Source organism: Yoonia sp., assembly GCF_036770585.1.
In the GTDB taxonomy this organism is placed as follows: Bacteria; Pseudomonadota; Alphaproteobacteria; order Rhodobacterales; family Rhodobacteraceae; genus Yoonia.
Map to the genome: position 1 here is coordinate 1 of NZ_DAIPIW010000055.1, position 17,043 is coordinate 17,043.

The 17,043-nt window shown below is 62.9% G+C and carries 15 protein-coding genes; 8 read left to right on the forward strand and 7 right to left on the reverse strand.

All coding sequences use genetic code 11. The features are described from left to right. Positions 1-2: 2 nt before the first annotated feature. The 3 genes from V7N12_RS10280 to V7N12_RS10290 are packed head-to-tail and all read right to left on the reverse strand — an operon-like array spanning position 3 to position 2,341. Entirely contained in the window at positions 3-1,070 is a 1,068-nt protein-coding gene (locus tag V7N12_RS10280; RefSeq protein WP_333714435.1) for a methyltetrahydrofolate cobalamin methyltransferase, read from the reverse strand. A 9-nt stretch (positions 1,071-1,079) separates the two neighbouring features. After that, positions 1,080-2,003 (reverse strand): methylenetetrahydrofolate reductase, encoded by a 924-nt coding sequence (locus V7N12_RS10285; protein ID WP_333714449.1) that lies wholly within the window; start codon positions 2,001-2,003, stop codon positions 1,080-1,082. A gap of 41 nt (positions 2,004-2,044) precedes the next feature. Further along, positions 2,045-2,341, reverse strand: a complete 297-nt coding sequence (locus tag V7N12_RS10290; RefSeq protein WP_333714436.1) for a virulence factor — start codon at positions 2,339-2,341, stop codon at positions 2,045-2,047. A 251-nt stretch (positions 2,342-2,592) separates the two neighbouring features. Here V7N12_RS10290 and V7N12_RS10295 point away from each other — a divergent pair, with 251 nt between their 5' ends. The 3 genes from V7N12_RS10295 to V7N12_RS10305 are packed head-to-tail and all read left to right on the forward strand — an operon-like array spanning position 2,593 to position 4,813. Beyond that, on the forward strand, positions 2,593-3,705 hold the full coding sequence (locus tag V7N12_RS10295) for a Ppx/GppA phosphatase family protein (RefSeq protein WP_333714437.1): 1,113 nt from the start codon (positions 2,593-2,595) through the stop codon (positions 3,703-3,705). Between the two features lie 15 nt (positions 3,706-3,720). Further along, positions 3,721-4,455 (forward strand): RlmE family RNA methyltransferase, encoded by a 735-nt coding sequence (locus V7N12_RS10300; protein ID WP_333714438.1) that lies wholly within the window; start codon positions 3,721-3,723, stop codon positions 4,453-4,455. Continuing rightward, positions 4,445-4,813 carry a hypothetical protein gene (locus tag V7N12_RS10305; protein ID WP_333714439.1) on the forward strand — a complete coding sequence of 123 codons (369 nt, stop codon included), beginning with the start codon at positions 4,445-4,447 and terminating at the stop codon, positions 4,811-4,813. The genes V7N12_RS10300 and V7N12_RS10305 overlap by 11 nt, the downstream gene beginning before the upstream one ends. 13 nt (positions 4,814-4,826) lie before the next feature. Here V7N12_RS10305 and V7N12_RS10310 read toward each other — a convergent pair whose 3' ends face one another. After that, the gene (locus V7N12_RS10310) at positions 4,827-5,585 is read right to left on the reverse strand and encodes a DeoR/GlpR family DNA-binding transcription regulator (protein WP_333714440.1); all 759 of its coding nucleotides are present in this window, start codon (positions 5,583-5,585) and stop codon (positions 4,827-4,829) included. A gap of 173 nt (positions 5,586-5,758) precedes the next feature. Here V7N12_RS10310 and glpD point away from each other — a divergent pair, with 173 nt between their 5' ends. Together glpD and glpK are read left to right on the forward strand one after the other, a co-directional pair. Then, on the forward strand, positions 5,759-7,300 hold the full coding sequence (glpD, locus tag V7N12_RS10315) for a glycerol-3-phosphate dehydrogenase (RefSeq protein WP_333714441.1): 1,542 nt from the start codon (positions 5,759-5,761) through the stop codon (positions 7,298-7,300). 49 nt (positions 7,301-7,349) lie between these two features. After that, positions 7,350-8,834, forward strand: a complete 1,485-nt coding sequence (glpK, locus tag V7N12_RS10320) for a glycerol kinase GlpK (RefSeq protein ID WP_333714442.1) — start codon at positions 7,350-7,352, stop codon at positions 8,832-8,834. A gap of 7 nt (positions 8,835-8,841) precedes the next feature. Here glpK and V7N12_RS10325 read toward each other — a convergent pair whose 3' ends face one another. Continuing rightward, positions 8,842-9,438: a gamma-glutamyl kinase gene (locus tag V7N12_RS10325; protein ID WP_333714443.1), complete on the reverse strand. Its 597-nt coding sequence runs from the start codon at positions 9,436-9,438 to the stop codon at positions 8,842-8,844. Between the two features lie 193 nt (positions 9,439-9,631). Between V7N12_RS10325 and recA the strand changes: the two genes are divergently transcribed. The 3 genes from recA (at position 9,632) to V7N12_RS10340 (ending at position 13,979) form a co-directional block, all read left to right on the forward strand. Further along, a complete protein-coding gene (gene recA / locus V7N12_RS10330) occupies positions 9,632-10,714 on the forward strand; it encodes a recombinase RecA (protein WP_333714444.1) in 1,083 nt (360 codons plus the stop codon). A 326-nt stretch (positions 10,715-11,040) separates the two neighbouring features. Next, entirely contained in the window at positions 11,041-13,695 is a 2,655-nt protein-coding gene (alaS, locus tag V7N12_RS10335) for an alanine--tRNA ligase (RefSeq protein ID WP_333714445.1), read from the forward strand. Next, complete coding sequence (locus V7N12_RS10340; RefSeq protein WP_333714446.1) at positions 13,692-13,979, forward strand: DUF1330 domain-containing protein; 288 nt, start codon at positions 13,692-13,694, stop codon at positions 13,977-13,979. The genes alaS and V7N12_RS10340 overlap by 4 nt, the downstream gene beginning before the upstream one ends. 110 nt (positions 13,980-14,089) lie before the next feature. Here the strand turns inward: V7N12_RS10340 and typA are convergent, their stop codons facing one another. Continuing rightward, positions 14,090-15,907 carry a translational GTPase TypA gene (typA, locus tag V7N12_RS10345; RefSeq protein WP_333714447.1) on the reverse strand — a complete coding sequence of 606 codons (1,818 nt, stop codon included), beginning with the start codon at positions 15,905-15,907 and terminating at the stop codon, positions 14,090-14,092. A gap of 127 nt (positions 15,908-16,034) precedes the next feature. Then, positions 16,035-17,043 (reverse strand): NADP-dependent isocitrate dehydrogenase (locus V7N12_RS10350; protein ID WP_333714448.1); only part of this gene is annotated, 1,009 nt, incomplete at its 5' end.

A 17,043-nucleotide genomic window follows, 5' to 3' on the forward strand; every position in this document is an offset into this window, starting at 1 on the left:
GCCTAGGCCCGGCGGCGGCGGCCGGTGCGGGCGCGGCCTTCGCCTTCTTTGACGGGCGCGCGATTGAACCTGATCCATTCGTTGCCGGAAGGATCGTTGTTGGTCAGGAAGTTGGCGGCGCGGATCGCCTCCATTTCCTTGCCGGCACGCGGCAGGGTGGACCCCAGACCGAAGATCTGCACGAAGGTTTCGTCGTCCATGTCCTCGGGCAGGATGATGCCGGCCGCCGCGACCTCGGCCCGTTTCTCGGCGATCTTGGTGGGGCCGATGGGCAGGGCGACGGGGTTCATGATCGCCGATGTCATCCCGGCGGTCATCGCCATCGGCAGGAAAGCGTTGTTGATCCCGTGACGGTTGGGCAGGCCGAAGCTGATGTTCGAGGCGCCGCAGGTGGTGTTGACGCCCAGTTCCTCGCGCAGGCGGCGGACAAGGGTAAAGACCTGCAAGCCTGCGGTGCCCATGGCGCCGATCGGCATGACCAGCGGGTCGACCACGATGTCATGGGCGGGGATGCCATAGTCGGCGGCGCGCTCGACGATCTTCTTGGCCACGGCGAAGCGCACGTCGGGGTCTTCGCTGATCCCTGTGTCATCGTTCGAGATCGCCACCACGGGCACATTGTATTTCTTGACCAGCGGCAGGACGAGTTCCAGACGCTCTTCCTCGCCCGTGACCGAGTTCAGCAGGGGGCGTCCTTCGGCGGCGGCAAGCCCGTTCTCCAGCGCGCCGGGGACCGAGCTGTCGATGCAAAGCGGCACATCGACCACGGCCTGCACGCGCTTGACCATTTCCATCATCAGGGGCGGTTCGACGAAGTTGTTGTCGGCATAACGCGGGTCTTCGGCCATCTTGTTGGAAAAGACAGCGCCCGAGTTGATGTCCAGCACCGTGGCACCGGCTGCGACCTGCGCGATGGCGTCGGCCTCGACCCGGGAGAAATCGCCTTGCTCAAGCTCGGCTGCGAGGATCTTGCGCCCGGTGGGGTTGATCCGTTCACCGATCACGCAAAAGGGCTGGTCGAACCCGATGATGGCGGTCTTGGTCTTGGATTCGACGATGGTGCGGGTCATTGGCTGTCCTTAGCTTTGCGATGCGGGCACGGCAGAGGTGCCGCCGTTGTCGATGGCCCATTGCGCATTGGTCTTGATCCCGCCCAGCGGGAAGAAATGCACATGGGTGATGTTGAAGTCGGGGTTGGCGGCCTTGTGGGCGGCCAGATCGGTCAGAACCTCGGTCGGCTCGTAGGGCAGCAACAGCTTGCTGACGTCCATCGCGCGCTTTTGCAGCACCTTCAGCGAGGGGCCGACACCGCAGGCGATGGCGAATTTGATCAGCGTCTGCAGCTTGGCGGGACCGGCGATGCCGATATGGATCGGCAGAGTGATGCCTGCCGCCTTGAGGCTATCCGCCCATGCGATGATCGGCTTTGCATCAAAGGCAAATTGCGTGGCCAGCGCCATCTCGGCGTCCGTGGTGTTGTTGAAGGCCTGCTTCCAGCGCAGCGCCTCCATGACGTTGTTCTGGGTGCCGTCAGGGTCGATGTCGCGGTTGCCTTCGGGGTGGCCTGCCACATGCAGCCGTTTGAAGTCACCGAAAAGCCCGCTTTCCAGCAGCTGCATCGACGAATGGAAATCGCCGTGCGGTTGGGCCACGCCGCCTGCCAGCAGCAGTGCCTGTTCCACACCGGCCTCGCCCTGATAGCGCGCGATCCAGTCGGCCAGCGTCGCCTTGTCCTTGATGATGCGGGCGGGGAAATGCGGCATCACCTTGTAGCCGTCAGCCGAGAGCCGCTTGGCGGTCGCCACCATCTCGTCGATCGGGGTGCCTTCGATATGGGCGATATAGACGCGAGTGCCTGCGGGCAGCAGGTCGCGGAAGTCCTCGACCTTTTCGGCGGTGCGCGGCATCACCTCGATCGAGTAGTCCTTGAGGAAGGTCTCAAGCTGCGGGTTCACGCCCGGCGTGGCGGTATCCTTGGATTTGCGGAAAGAGAGTAGGGACATCACGACCTCCGACAGGCGTTTGGGAAAGGGGGCGGGCGGTTTCACGCCCAACCGTCATTGGCGATCAGGGCCTTCAGGCGGTCCTGATCGTAGTCTGCGTCGATACGGGCGACGGTGGTTTCGGCGGCTTCCTGATCGGTGCCTGCGACGGGGATCGGATCGGCCTTGCGGAAGCCGGACATGTAGTCGTCCGACTGTGCTGCACCGGATTTCATCGCGGCGCGGTCGATGGCCTGTTCGAACCTTTCGGGCAGGGGCAGTTTCGTGCCACGCCGCCCACGGCCCACGATGACCTGAGCGGGCATGTCGCGCCAGTAAACGATAGTCACGTCGGCCATCTGATTCTCCGGTCTGTCTTCGCGTTCCTTCTACCATCCGTCCCCGTCAGCCGATGTCGGATTTCGACATGACGCGCGCGGTTGGCGACTGTGGACCCTGCCTAACCCATCCGGCAAGAAAGGGGCAGCAGCCGCAGTCGCAAAAATTCTCATGTCGATCATGTGCCGGTTTGACCTGCGGCATCACGTGTCTTGTGCAATCCCGAAGGCAGGCGTAGCTTGGTGCCAACTCGAAATGGAGGGCGTGACGAATGGCGCCCAAGCGTCCCAAAGGTGCGGGCGCGTTCCCGAAAGCGGTCGAAACCCCCGCGCCAACCCCGCCTGATCCGGCGTCGCTTTATGCGGCTTTGGATCTTGGCACAAACAGTTGTCGTATGCTGATTGCCCAGCCCAAGGGCAGCCAGTTTCATGTTGTCGACAGTTTCTCGAAGTCGGTCCAGCTTGGGCACGGGCTGGAAAGCTCGGGGCGGTTGTCGCGGGCCTCGATGAACCGCACGATCTCGGCCATGCGGATCTGCCGCGAGAAACTGAACCGCCACGGCGTGAAACGGATGCGGCTTGTCGCGACCGAGGCCTGCCGCCGCGCCCTGAACGGCGAGGCTTTCATCGCGCAGGTCAAGCGGCAGACGGGGTTGCAGCTTGATATCATCAAGCCCGAGGAAGAGGCGCGGCTGGCGGTGATTTCCTGCGCGCCGCTGGTCAGCGTGAATACCGAACAACTGCTGGTCGTGGATATCGGCGGCGGCTCCACCGAGTTGGTCTGGATCGACCTGACCAACGTTCCCAAACGCGAGCGTCCCCGCGCGATCATGCGCCTGCACGCCGGTTTCACATCCGACCCCGGGCCCTTTGCGGCGGCCAAGGTGGTGGACTGGATCTCGGTGCCTTTGGGGGTCGCCACCTTGCGCGACCAGTTCGCCGATGTCGAGGACGACGCTGCCCGCTTTGCCTTGATGAGCTGGTTTTTCGAGGAAAACCTCGAAGAGTTTTCTCCTTACGCGGCGGTGCAGGCGCGCGAGGGGTTCCAGATCATCGGGACCAGCGGGACAGTGACGACCGTGGCGGCCAGCCATCTGGGCCTGAAGCGCTATGACCGCACCAAGGTGGACGGGCTGCGCATGACCAGTGACCAGATCGACGCGGTGATCCGCGATTATCTGAACCTCGGCCCCGAGGGACGCCGCGACGATCCGCGTATCGGCAAGGACCGGCACGCGCTGATCATGTCGGGCTCGGCCATCCTGCAGGCGCTGATGCGGCTTTGGCCGACGGATCGTCTGTCGGTGGCGGACCGTGGCCTGCGCGAGGGGCTGCTCTATGCGCAGATGTCGGCAGATGGGGTCTTGGAAGACACCCCGTTTTAAGGGTAACTGCCCTTCATGGCGAAGAAACCCGAAAAGAAGAATACCTCTGGCCGTGGCCAGCGCGACCTGACCGTCAAGGTCAAGACGGCGCGCGGGCGCAAGCTGAGCTCGACCAAATGGTTGCAGCGCCAGTTGAACGATCCTTACGTCAAACGCGCCAAGGCTGACGGGTATCGTGGCCGCGCGGCCTACAAGATCATCGAGTTGGACGACAAATACCGCTTTCTGGTGCCCGGCGCGCGGGTGGTGGACCTTGGCTGTGCCCCCGGCGGCTGGTGTCAGGTCGCGGTCGCCCGCGTCAATGCCTTGGGCGAGCGATCCGGCAAGGCGCAGGGTTTCGTGCTGGGGATCGATCTGCAAGAGGTCGAACCGATCGCGGGCGCCGAGATCCACCAGCTCGATTTTCTCGAAGACGACGCCGACGACAAGGTGCGCGCCTGGCTGGGTGGCCCCGCCGATGTGGTGATGTCGGATATGGCGGCCTCGGCCTCGGGGCACAAACAGACCGATCACTTGCGGATCATCGCGCTTTGCGAGGCGGCGGCCCATTTCGCCTTCGATGTGCTGGAAGAGGGCGGCACCTTCGTCGCCAAGGTGCTGGCCGGAGGGGCCGAGGGCGATTTGCAAAAGCTGCTCAAGCAGCGGTTCACCAAGGTCGCCAATGTCAAACCGCCGGCCTCGCGATCCGACAGTTCGGAAAAATTCGTCGTCGCGACGGGATTCAAAGGGAGTGAAGTGAATGACCACTAGTTTCGCGGGCCTCTATCTGCTGCTGGTTGCCTTTTCCATGCTGTTTCAGGTGGCGCTTATCCTCGGCGCGCCTTGGGGGCATCTGACGCAAGGCCGGACCACGCGGGGGCCGCTGCCGCGCAGGGCGCGCAGCGGGGCCGTGCTGTCGCTTGTGATCCTGGCCCTGATGGGCGCGGCGATCCTGTCGGCGGTGGGCCGGTGGCCGGGCTGGCCCTTGTGGACAGGGTGGCTGGCCATGGCGATGTCGGGGATTGCGATGTTGCTGAACTGGATCACCCCCTCGGCCGCCGAGCGGCAGTTGTGGGGGCCGGTCACGACGATGATGTTCCTGCTGGCGCTTGGGGTCATGGCATTCTGACGCTTGCAGGGGATCAGGCCCGCACGATCCGTGTTCCCCAGTCAAGGCAACGGTTGATCAGCGCCTCGGACGGCACACGGTCGGTGACGAAATAATCCATCTGCGCCAGCGAGGCGATCTTGACCGGCGCCTTGCGGGTGAACTTGCTGCTGTCGGCGACAAGAACGGTGGCGCGGGCGGCCGTGATCACCTGCTGGCTGACGCGCACCTCTTCGGGGTCGAAGTCGAGGATATCGCCCGAAAGATCGATCGCCGAGGTGCCGATCACGGCGAAATCCACCTTGAAACGGTCGATCGCCAGCGCGGCCAGATCACCCACCAGCCCGCCGTCGGTGCGGCGCAGGCTGCCGCCCGCGACCACCACATCACAGGTCGGGTTGCCCGCAAGGATATTGGCGACGTTCAGGTTGTTGGTGACCACCATCAGGTTGCGGTGGGCGTGCAGGGCCTGGGCCACCGCCTCGGTCGTGGTGCCGATGTTGAGAAACAGGGACGCATTGTCGGGGATCAGCGCGGCAGTGCTGCGGGCGATGCGCTGCTTGACCTCGCGGTTCAGGGCGCGCCTGTCGCCATAGCCGATATTGCTGACACCCGAGGGCGGGACGGCCCCGCCGTGGATACGCTCCAGCAGGCCCGCCGCGCATAGCTGGCGGATATCGCGGCGGATGGTCTGGACCGCGACGCCAAGGACATCGGCACCGGCCGTGGCCAGCACCTTGCCGTCGCGGTTCGCCGTCTCGATCAAATAGCGATGTCGGGCAGAGGTTTCCATATGTTCGCTTTTAATCGAAAGCGAATGTCACGCAATGCAAAAGACCATATTGAATTGGATAAAAGGACATTCGGATCATATTCGGTTCCATCTGGGCGAACATCTGGGGTGCTCCGTCCTTGCGGCCTGTTGCAAGCTGTATCAGACGCGGACGCAGCAGAGCAGGGCAGATCATGACACCGGACTACGACCTTTTCGTCATCGGCGGCGGCATCAACGGCACGGGCATCGCGCGCGATGCACAAGGACGGGGGCTGACGGTCGCGCTGGCCGAGATGAACGATCTTGCCTCTGCGACCTCTTCGGCCTCGACCAAGCTTTTTCATGGCGGGTTGCGCTATCTGGAATTCTTCGAGTTCGGACTGGTCAAGAAAGCGCTGGTCGAACGCGAAGTGCTGCTGAAAAACATGCCGCATATCAGCTGGCCGATGCGGTTCGTGCTGCCCTACCACAAGGACATGCGGTTCGAGGGCGATACGCCGACCTCGAAGCTGCTGACGCTGTTCATGCCGTGGATGAAAGGCCGCCGTCCGGCGTGGCTGATCCGGCTGGGGTTGTTTCTTTACGACACCCTCGGCGGACGCGAGATCCTGCCGGGGACCAAGACGCTCGATCTGGCCCGCGATCCGGCAGGCAAGGCGATCAAGGGTAAGTTCGCGCGCGCCTATGAATATTCCGACGCCTGGGTCGAGGATGCGCGGCTCGTGGTCCTGAACGCCCGTGACGCGGCTGAACGGGGGGCCACGATCATGACCCGCACCAAGGTCGTCAGCGCCGCCCGCGTCGAGGATTATTGGGTGATCGTGACCGAAACCGATGGCGTGCAGGCCACGCATACCGCCCGCGCGCTGGTCAATGCCGGTGGTCCCTGGGTCGAAAACGTGGTGCGCGAAGTGGCGCGGCTGAATACCTCTGAAGGGGTGCGTCTTGTGCGTGGCAGCCATATCGTGACCAGGCGGCTCTTCGATCACGACAAGAGCTATTTCTTTCAGGGCGAGGATGGCCGGATCATCTTTGCCATTCCCTACGAGACGGATTTCACCCTGATCGGCACGACCGACAAGGAGCATGAGGCCCTGTCGGAAAAACCCGTCGCCACGGATGAGGAACAGGATTACCTCTGCGCTTTCGCCTCGCAGTATTTCGACCGGCCGGTGACGCGGGACGATGTGGTCTGGACCTATTCCGGTGTGCGGCCGCTTTATGATGACGGGGCGAAATCGGCCACGGCGGCGACGCGCGACTATGTGCTGTCGCTGGACAGCAACGGCGCGCCCTTGCTGAACATCTTCGGCGGCAAGATCACGACCTACCGCAAGCTGGCCGAGAACGCGCTGAAGACACTGACACCGCTGATCGGCGGGGGTGGGAACTGGACGGACAAGGCCCCGTTGCCGGGCGGCGATTTCGCGGTCAGGGATCGCGACAGGCTGGTGGCTGATCTGGAACGCGACTTTGCCTTTCTGGACCACGCCTGGGCGCTGCGTCTGGTCAAGGCCTATGGCACCGAGGCGCGGGTGATCCTGAACGGGTCCAAGACCGCCGCGGATCTGGGCCGCGATTTCGGCGCGACCCTGACCGAGGCCGAGGTCAACTGGCTGATGCACAAGGAATACGCCCGCACCGCCGAGGATATCGTCTGGCGCCGGTCCAAGCTGGGACTGCGGCTGTCGCCCGACCAGATTGCGGCGCTCGATGCCTATATGACCGCTTGAGCCTGCGGGCAGGGGCGGTAGTCTGAAAGAAATCCGGGGGGGGAGAGACATGACCTATATTCTGGCCATCGATCAGGGCACGACATCCAGCCGCGCGATCATCTTCGACGAAAAGATGCGCGTCAAAGCCACAGCGCAAGAGGAATTCACCCAACACTTCCCGCGCTCGGGCTGGGTCGAACATGATCCTTCGGACATCTGGTCGTCCGTCGCCTCGACCTGCCGTGGGGCGATCGAAAAGGCGGGGATCAGCGCGGCGGATGTGGCGGGCATCGGGATCACCAACCAGCGCGAGACGACGCTGGTCTGGGACAGAAACACCGGCGAGGCGGTGCATCGTGCCATTGTCTGGCAGGACCGTCGCACATCGGCCTTTTGCGAAGAACTGCGCACCGAGGGGTTCGAGGCCACGATCACCCAGAAGACGGGGTTGCTGGCGGACCCCTATTTCTCGGGCACGAAGGTCAAATACATCCTCGATACGGTCAAGGGTGCGCGGGAACGGGCCGAGGCGGGGGATCTGCTGTTCGGCACGGTCGACAGCTACCTGATCTGGAAGCTGACAGGCGGCAAGCGCCATGTCACGGATGCCACAAATGCCGCGCGCACGATGCTTTATGATATCCGCAAGGGCCGGTGGAGCACGACCATCTGCGACCGCTTCGGAATCCCTGTGAAGATGCTGCCGGAGGTCCTTGATTGTGCAGGGGATTTCGGCATGACGCGGGCCGATCTTTTCGGGCGTGAACTGCCCATTCTGGGTGTCGCGGGCGATCAGCAGGCGGCGACCATCGGACAGGCCTGTTTCAGCCCGGGGATGTTGAAATCCACCTATGGGACGGGCTGTTTCGCACTGTTGAACACCGGCGATGAATTGGTCGAAAGCCGCAACCGCCTGTTGGGCACCATCGCCTATCAATTCGACGGCAAGCCGACCTATGCGCTGGAAGGCTCGATCTTCATCGCGGGCGCCGTGGTGCAGTGGTTGCGCGACGGGCTGAAGATCATCCGCGAGGCGAAAGAGACACAGCCCCTGGCCGAAAAGGCGGATGCGGGGCAAGAGCTCTATCTGGTGCCTGCCTTCACGGGACTGGGCGCGCCCTATTGGGACGCCGAGGCGCGCGGCGCGATCTATGGGCTGACGCGCAATTCCGGCCCTGCCGAGTTCGCCAAGGCCGCGCTGGAAAGCGTCGGGTTTCAGACGCGCGACCTTCTGGAGGCGATGAAGAGCGACTGGGAAGGCCATGACAAGGCTGGCGTTTTGCGTGTTGACGGCGGGATGAGCGCCTCTGACTGGTCGATGCAGTTTCTGTCCGACATCATCGGCGCGCCGGTGGACAGGCCCACCGTGCTGGAAACCACGGCGCTGGGTGTGGCCTGGCTGGCGGGGATGCGCGCGGGGGTCTATCCCGACCAGCAGGGCTTTGCCGCGAATTGGGCGCTGGACCAGCGGTTCGAACCTCAGATGGATGAAAAGACGCGCGAGCGGCGCTATGCCGGCTGGAAGGATGCGGTGCGGCGGACCTTGACCTAACGGTGACCTAACGGCGCGCCAGGTCCCAAACGGCGAATTCTGCCGCGCGTTTGTCGCGCAACCTTGTTTCGACGTCGGGTGACAGGGCCAAATCCATCTTGGGCGAGACGTTCTTGTCCTTCAGCGTGATCTGCACATCCAGCCGCCCTTGCAGATAGGCGATCACCTTGTCCCATTGCTCATACTGGAACAGATGCTGGGCGCCGATCTCGCCGTCATTGATCGTCAGGAAGCGCGCCTGTGAGCCGACATTGGCGAAAGCTGCGGGTGTGCCCTTGCAATATTCCAGCACGAAATCGTCGAAACTGACGCCCGCCGTGCTGTTGGGCTGGCCGATCAGATCGGCCCGCGTGCGGTAGCGATACCAACTGCCCAGCCAGTCGATGGGGTTGCGGACCACGGCCATCAATTCCAGCTCTTTTTCGCCGACCTGTTTGAAAAGCGGTTTGAGGAATCGTTTGTAGCGGTAGCAGGGCGCGTGTTTGATTTCTGGCGGGTCGCGCAGAACAAGCGAGGCGCGGGGGGCCAAGGCCCCCTCGAGGGCTGTCGAGCCGGTCTTGGGGATCGACAGAAGGACCAGATTTTCTCTCCAGAAAACAAGCATTTGGTTCGGCGGTCCTTGCGTGGCTGCGGTTATTACTACGCAATAAACACATCCTTAACCACTCTTGATCCAATCTTCGTCAAGAATTTTTTGTTGCAATGTTCTCTTTTTGATCTCATTAAGGATGAGAACATAAAACGAACAAAAGCAGTGATTGCCGCCCGCAGGGCCGCATGAAATAAGGACAGGAACCATGGCAACGGCAGAACTTTTGAAAATGACGGACAAGAAGACCGCGGACAAGGAAAAGGCGCTGGAATCGGCGCTGGCGCAGATCGAACGGCAGTTCGGCAAGGGCTCGATCATGCGGCTTGGTGGTGAAAACGCCATGCCCGATATCGAGGCGACATCGACAGGTTCGCTGGGTCTGGATATCGCATTGGGCATCGGCGGCTTGCCCAAGGGCCGCATCGTCGAGATTTACGGGCCGGAATCCTCGGGCAAGACGACGCTGACGCTGCACGCGATCGCCGAGGAACAAAAGAAGGGCGGGGTCTGCGCCTTTGTCGATGCCGAACATGCGCTTGATCCGCAATATGCCAAGAAATTGGGTGTGAACCTGGACGAGCTGCTGATCTCGCAGCCCGACACCGGTGAACAGGCGCTGGAGATCGTGGATACGCTGGTGCGATCCGGTGCGGTCAGCCTTGTGGTCGTCGATTCGGTCGCGGCCCTGACGCCCAAGTCCGAGCTTGAGGGCGATATGGGCGACAGTTCGGTCGGCGTGCACGCCCGCCTGATGAGCCAGGCCATGCGCAAGCTGACAGGGTCGATCAACCGATCCGGCTGCATGGTGATCTTCATCAACCAGATCCGGATGAAGATCGGCGTGATGTTCGGCTCGCCCGAGACCACAACGGGCGGCAATGCGTTGAAGTTCTACGCCTCGGTCCGTCTTGATATCCGCCGGATCGGCGCGATCAAGGACCGTGACGAGGTGGTGGGCAACGCGACTCGTGTGAAGGTGGTCAAGAACAAGGTGGCGCCGCCCTTCAAGCAGGTGGAATTCGACATCATGTATGGCGAAGGGATTTCCAAGACCGGCGAGCTTCTGGACCTCGGCGTGAAGGCCGGTGTGGTCGAAAAGTCCGGTGCGTGGTTTTCCTACGGGGACGAGCGGATCGGACAGGGGCGCGAGAATTCCAAGCTGTTCCTGAAAGAAAACCCCAGCGTCGCGCTGGAGATCGAAGACAAGATCCGCGCGGCCCATGGTCTGGATTTCGACCTCGGCGGCGGTGATTTCGACACCGATACCGACGATCTGGTCGAGATGTAGGCTTTGCCTGACAGGGCTGGCCGATGTGGCCGCTGCGGCATGAAAGGGGGGCGTGGCAGGGGCTGCGCCCTTTCGGCTGTCTGCCGCGCCCTGTGCGGGACCTGATGCCTCCGGCGGGAGTGTCTTGGGAGAAAGAAGTCGAAAGCAGACCCCAGGGGCGGGTTCCTGCGCGCGCATCGCGACATGGCCCTGTGGTCACGCCTGCGCGGCGGTAGGCAAGGCGGCGTGGATCACAAAGAAATTGCAAGCGGTGCCATGGGATGTGGACAGCCTGCGGGCGGGCGGTTATTTCTCGCCTTCGATGCAACCTTTGCCGAAAGCCTGCCATGACAAGCCTTGCCGACATCCGCTCGACCTTCCTGAATTACTTTGGCAGGCAGGACCACGAGATCGTCGCGTCAAGCCCGCTGGTGCCGCGCAACGATCCGACGCTGATGTTCACCAATTCGGGGATGGTGCAGTTCAAGAACCTCTTCACCGGGGTCGAGACCCGCGATTATGCGCGCGCCACCACAAGTCAGAAATGCGTGCGGGCCGGCGGCAAGCACAATGACCTCGACAATGTCGGCTATACCGCGCGGCATCATACCTTCTTTGAAATGCTGGGGAATTTCAGTTTCGGCGATTACTTCAAGGCCGAGGCCATCCCCTTTGCATGGGAATTGCTGACCAGGGATTTCGGGATCGACAAGTCGCGTCTGATGACCACGGTCTATCACACCGACGACGAGGCCTTCGCCCTTTGGAAAAAGATCGGCGTGCCTGAAGACCGGATCATCCGGATCCCCACCGATGACAACTTCTGGCGGATGGGGCCGACCGGGCCTTGCGGTCCCTGCACCGAGATTTTCTATGACCACGGCGATCACATCTGGGGCGGCCCCCCGGGATCGGCAGAGGAAGACGGCGACCGCTTCATCGAGATCTGGAACATCGTTTTCATGCAGAACGAGCAGTTCGAGGATGGCACGATGCGCCCGCTTCAGATGCAGTCGATCGACACCGGCATGGGGCTGGAGCGGATCGGGGCGCTGTTGCAGGGCAAGCACGACAATTACGACACCGATCTGATGCGCGCGCTGATCGAGGCCTCGGCGGATGTCACCTCGACCGATCCCGATGGGCCGGGCAATGTGCATCACCGCGTCATTGCCGACCATCTGCGCTCGACCTCGTTTCTGATTGCCGAAGGTGTGCTGCCCTCGAACGAGGGGCGCGGCTATGTGTTGCGCCGGATCATGCGCCGCGCCATGCGCCACGCGCATCTCTTGGGTGCCAAGGATCCGGTGATGCACCGTCTGGTCCCTGCCTTGGTGCAGCAGATGGGGGCGGCCTATCCCGAATTGGGGCAGGGCCAGCGGCTGATCGTGGATACGCTGCGCGATGAAGAGATGCGCTTCAAGCAGACGCTGGAACGCGGGCTGAAGCTGCTCGATGAGGAACTGGCGGGCCTGCCCGCGGGCGCGGCCCTGCCGGGCGCGGCGGCGTTCAAGCTATACGACACCTATGGCTTTCCGCTTGACCTGACGCAGGATGCTTTGCGTGAAAAGGGCGTGGCGGTCGATACCGGCGGTTTCGATGCGGCGATGGCCGAACAGAAGGCCAAGGCCCGTGCGGCATGGTCCGGGACCGGTGAGGCGGCGGATGGTGCCGTCTGGTTCGATATCGCCGACACGCATGGTGCGACGGATTTTCTGGGTTATGACACATTGACCGCCGAGGGTCAGATCGTGGCCCTGGTGTCTGATGGCAGCCTTGTGACCGAGGCGGGCGGCACGGTGCAGATCGTTCTGAACCAGACACCGTTCTATGCCGAGGCGGGCGGTCAGGTCGGCGATGCCGGCACGGTCCGGACCGAGACCGGTCTGGCCGAGGTCACCGACACCAAGAAGGTCGCGGGCGTCTACATTCATTTCGCCAAGGTCACCCAAGGCAAGATCAGAAAGGGGCAGGGTGCGGAACTGTCCGTGGACCCGTCACGCCGGTCTGCCATCGCGGCCAATCACTCGGCCACGCATCTTCTGAACGAGGCCCTGCGCGACATCCTTGGCGATCACATCGCGCAGCGTGGCTCGTTGAATGCGCCGGACCGCTTGCGGTTCGATTTCAGCCACAACAAGGCGCTGAGTGCCGAGGAACTGGCGCAGGTCGAGCGTGACGTGAACGCGATGATCCGCCAGAACGGTAAGGTCGAGACGCGGATCATGACGCCGGATGATGCGCGCGCGATGGGGGCGCAGGCGCTGTTTGGTGAGAAATACGGCGATGAAGTCCGCGTGGTATCGATGGGGACAAAGCCGGGGTCGGGCAAGGGAAGCGCGGGTGACAGCTATTCGCTGGAACTCTGCGGTGGAACCCATGTCAGGCAGTTGGGCGAGATCGGGACTTTCGTGACGCTGGGTGACAGTGCCTCGAGTGCCGGTGTGCGGCGTGTCGAGGCGCTGACGGGGCAGGCGGCGCTGGCCTATCTGCGGGCGCAGGATGCGCGGTTGAATGCCGTTGCCGCGACGATGAAGGCACCGGTAGCAGAGATCGCCGACCGCGTGAAAACACTGATGGATGAACGCAAGGCATTGGCCAACGAGGTGGCGCAACTGCGCCGCGAACTGGCGATGGGGGGCGGGGCCAAGGCTGCTGCGCCTGCGGACACGATCAATGGGATGGCTTTTCAGGCGCAGGTCCTGCAGGGCGTGACGGGCAAGGACCTGCCCGCATTGGTGGACGAGATGAAGGCGTCGCTGGGCAGCGGCGTGGTGGTCTTGATCGCGGATACCGGCGACAAGGCGGCGGTCGCGGTGGGGGTCACGAACGACCTGACGGATCGCGTCTCGGCGGTGGATATCCTGCGGGCGGTCACGCCGGAACTGGGCGGCAAGGGCGGCGGGGGCCGGCCCGATATGGCGCAGGGTGGCGGTGCCTCGGCGGCCAATGCCGATGGGGCGATTGCGGCAGCGCGGGCCGTGCTGGCGGGGCAGGCATGAGCGCGCTTTGGGTCAGCCACGTTCTGGTGACCGACCCCACTCGCTATGCCGAATACGCCAAACGCGCGACGGTGGCGATTGCCGATCATGGCGGGGTGTTTCTGGCCCGTGGCGGTGACTACCGCCAGATGGAGGGGCCGGATCGCCCGCGCAACGTGGTGGCAAGGTTTCCTTCGCTTGCCGCGGCAGAGGCCTGTTACCATTCGGACGCCTATCAAGAGGCGCTGAGCTTTGCCCGTGATGCCTCGGTGCGTGAATTGTCGATCGTGGAAGAGATCGGCTGAGAGGTCATCGGGGACAAGGTGCCTTACGATAAGCCCCAGACTTTTCGAAAAGTCTGGGCAAAAGCCCGCGAAGGCTTTTGCACTATCGTCGAATTCGCGTTTCGATCGTGTCAGCTTGCCCTTGCCATCCGTTTGCGCTCGTGCGGGTCGAGATAGCGTTTGCGCAGGCGGATGGCGTTCGGCGTGACCTCGACCAGTTCGTCATCGTCGATATAGGCAATCGCCTGTTCCAGCGACATGGTGACGGGGGTGGTCAGGCGCACGGCCTCGTCGGTGCCCGAGGCGCGGACGTTGGTCAGCTTCTTGCCCTTCAGCGGGTTCACTTCCAGATCGTTGTCGCGGCTGTGCTCGCCGATGATCATGCCGGTATAGACCGCCTCTTGCGCACCGATGAACATCTTGCCCCGATCTTCGAGATTCCAGAGCGCGAAGGCCACCGAGGTCCCGTTTTCCATCGAGATCAGCACACCCTGACGCCGCCCGTCGATCTTGCCCTTGTAGGGGGTCCAGCCGTGGAAAATGCGGTTCAGCACGCCCGAGCCGCGCGTGTCGGTCAGGAATTCGCCGTGATAGCCGATCAGCCCGCGCGAGGGCACATGGGCGATGATGCGGGTCTTGCCGGCACCGGCGGGCTTCATTTCCACCAGCTCGCCTTTGCGGGGGCCGGTCAGCTTTTCGACGACGGACCCGGTGTATTCGTCATCCACGTCGATGGTGACCTCTTCGACCGGTTCCATGCGCTGGCCCTCTTCCTCGCGGAAGATGACCTGCGGACGCGAGATCGACAGCTCGAACCCTTCGCGGCGCATGTTTTCGATCAGAACACCCATCTGAAGCTCGCCACGGCCCGAGACCTCGAAGGCGTCGCCGCCGGGGGTGTCTTTCACCTTGATCGCGACGTTGACTTCCGCCTCTTTCAGCAGACGTTCACGGATGACGCGGGATTGCACCTTCTTGCCGTCGCGGCCCGCCAGCGGGCTGTCGTTGATCCCGAAGGTCACGGTGATCGTCGGCGGGTCGATGGGCTGTGCGGGGATCGGCACGTCGATGGAAGGATCGCAAAGCGTGTCGGCAACGGTCGCCTTGGTCATGCCCGCGACGGTGACGATGTCGCCGGCCTCGGCCAGGTCGATGGGCTGTTGCGACAGACCACGGAAAGCGAGGATCTTGGAGACGCGGAATTGTTCCAGCCGCTCGCCCTTGCGCGAGAGCGCCTTGATCGTGTCGCCGGCCTTCAGCGTGCCCGCCTCGACCCGCCCCGTCAGGATCCGCCCGATGAAGGGGTCGGCAGACAGCGTGGTGGCCAGCATCTGGAAGGGCTCGTCCTTGCGGCTGATCTGCTTTGGCGTCGGCACATGTTTCACGACCAGATCGAACAGCGCGTCGAGGTTCTTGCGTGGGCCGTCAAGGTCCATATCCGCCCAGCCCGCGCGACCCGAGGCATACATGGTCGGAAAGTCGAGCTGGTCGTCGGTGGCGTCGAGTGCGGCAAACAGGTCAAAGACCTCGTCCACGGCGCGGTCGGGTTCGCCATCGGGCTTGTCGACCTTGTTGACGACGACGATCGGGCGCAGGCCAAGCGCCAGCGCCTTGGAGGTCACGAATTTGGTCTGCGGCATCGGGCCCTCGGCGGCGTCCACCAGCAGGACGACCCCGTCGACCATGGACAGGATCCGTTCCACCTCGCCACCGAAGTCGGCGTGGCCGGGGGTGTCGACGATGTTGATCCGCGTGCCCTTCCATTCGACGGATGTGCATTTGGCAAGAATGGTGATCCCGCGCTCGCGTTCGATGTCGTTGCTGTCCATCGCGCGTTCGGTGATCGCCTCGTTCTCGCGGTAGACGCCGGATTGCTTGAGCAGTTCATCGACAAGGGTCGTCTTGCCGTGGTCGACGTGCGCGATGATCGCGATATTGCGGATATCCATGGGGGTCGTGCCTTATGGGGTAAGTTGCGGGGGCGATACCGTGCAAATGCAGCGATGGCTAGTCCCATTGATGCAAAAAGGGCGACCCGTTGCAGGTCGCCCTCTGTCCTGGCGTGGCAAAGTGGTCCTACATCGCCTTGTTGAGGTTCTCGTCGATCTTTTCGAGAAAGCCCGTCGTCGTCAGCCAGCCCTGATCGGGGCCGACCAGCAGGGCGAGGTCCTTGGTCATGAAACCGCTTTCGACCGTGTCCACCACGACCTTTTCCAGCGTCTCGGCAAAAGCCATCAGCTGCGCGTTCTTATCCAGCTTGGCGCGATGCTTCAGCCCGCCGGTCCATGCAAAGATCGAGGCGATCGAATTGGTCGAGGTCGCTTGCCCCGCCTGATGCTGGCGGTAGTGGCGGGTGACGGTGCCATGGGCGGCTTCGGCCTCGACGATCTTGCCGTCGGGGGTCATCAGTTGCGAGGTCATGAGGCCAAGCGAGCCGAAACCCTGCGCGACCGTATCCGACTGCACGTCGCCGTCATAGTTCTTGCAGGCCCAGACGAATTTGCCCGACCATTTCATCGCGGATGCCACCATATCGTCGATCAGCCGGTGTTCGTACCAGATGTTCTGCGCCTTGAATTTGTCCGCGAACTCGGCCTCGTAGACCTCTTGGAAGATATCCTTGAAGCGTCCGTCATAGGCTTTCAGGATCGTGTTCTTTGTCGACAGATAGACAGGCCAGCCAAGGTTCAGACCATAGTTGAACGATGCCCGCGCGAAGTCGTAGATCGAGGCATCGAGGTTATACATCCCCATCGCCACCCCGGCCGAGGGGGCGTCGAAGACCTCTTTCTCGATCACGGTGCCGTCCTCGCCCACGAATTTCATCGTCAGCTTGCCGGGGCCGGGCATCAGGAAATCGGTGGCCTTATACTGATCCCCGAAGGCGTGGCGTCCGATCACGATGGGGTCGGTCCAGCCGGGCACCAGACGCGGGACGTTGCGGCAGATGATCGGCGCGCGGAAGACGACACCGCCAAGGATGTTGCGGATCGTGCCGTTCGGGCTGCGCCACATCTTCTTGAGGTTGAATTCCTCCATCCGCGCCTCATCGGGGGTGATGGTGGCGCATTTCACGCCGACGCCG

Excerpts from the sequence above, each read along its gene's own strand:
- V7N12_RS10280 (WP_333714435.1), bottom strand. The coding sequence starts at position 1,070 with ATGACCCGCACCATCGTCGAATCCAAGACCAAGACCGCCATCATCGGG.
- V7N12_RS10285 (WP_333714449.1), bottom strand. The coding sequence starts at position 2,003 with ATGTCCCTACTCTCTTTCCGCAAATCCAAGGATACCGCCACGCCGGGC.
- V7N12_RS10290 (WP_333714436.1), bottom strand. The coding sequence starts at position 2,341 with ATGGCCGACGTGACTATCGTTTACTGGCGCGACATGCCCGCTCAGGTC.
- V7N12_RS10295 (WP_333714437.1), top strand. The coding sequence starts at position 2,593 with ATGGCGCCCAAGCGTCCCAAAGGTGCGGGCGCGTTCCCGAAAGCGGTC.
- V7N12_RS10300 (WP_333714438.1), top strand. The coding sequence starts at position 3,721 with ATGGCGAAGAAACCCGAAAAGAAGAATACCTCTGGCCGTGGCCAGCGC.
- V7N12_RS10305 (WP_333714439.1), top strand. The coding sequence starts at position 4,445 with ATGACCACTAGTTTCGCGGGCCTCTATCTGCTGCTGGTTGCCTTTTCC.
- V7N12_RS10310 (WP_333714440.1), bottom strand. The coding sequence starts at position 5,585 with ATGGAAACCTCTGCCCGACATCGCTATTTGATCGAGACGGCGAACCGC.
- glpD (WP_333714441.1), top strand. The coding sequence starts at position 5,759 with ATGACACCGGACTACGACCTTTTCGTCATCGGCGGCGGCATCAACGGC.
- glpK (WP_333714442.1), top strand. The coding sequence starts at position 7,350 with ATGACCTATATTCTGGCCATCGATCAGGGCACGACATCCAGCCGCGCG.
- V7N12_RS10325 (WP_333714443.1), bottom strand. The coding sequence starts at position 9,438 with ATGCTTGTTTTCTGGAGAGAAAATCTGGTCCTTCTGTCGATCCCCAAG.
- recA (WP_333714444.1), top strand. The coding sequence starts at position 9,632 with ATGGCAACGGCAGAACTTTTGAAAATGACGGACAAGAAGACCGCGGAC.
- alaS (WP_333714445.1), top strand. The coding sequence starts at position 11,041 with ATGACAAGCCTTGCCGACATCCGCTCGACCTTCCTGAATTACTTTGGC.
- V7N12_RS10340 (WP_333714446.1), top strand. The coding sequence starts at position 13,692 with ATGAGCGCGCTTTGGGTCAGCCACGTTCTGGTGACCGACCCCACTCGC.
- typA (WP_333714447.1), bottom strand. The coding sequence starts at position 15,907 with ATGGATATCCGCAATATCGCGATCATCGCGCACGTCGACCACGGCAAG.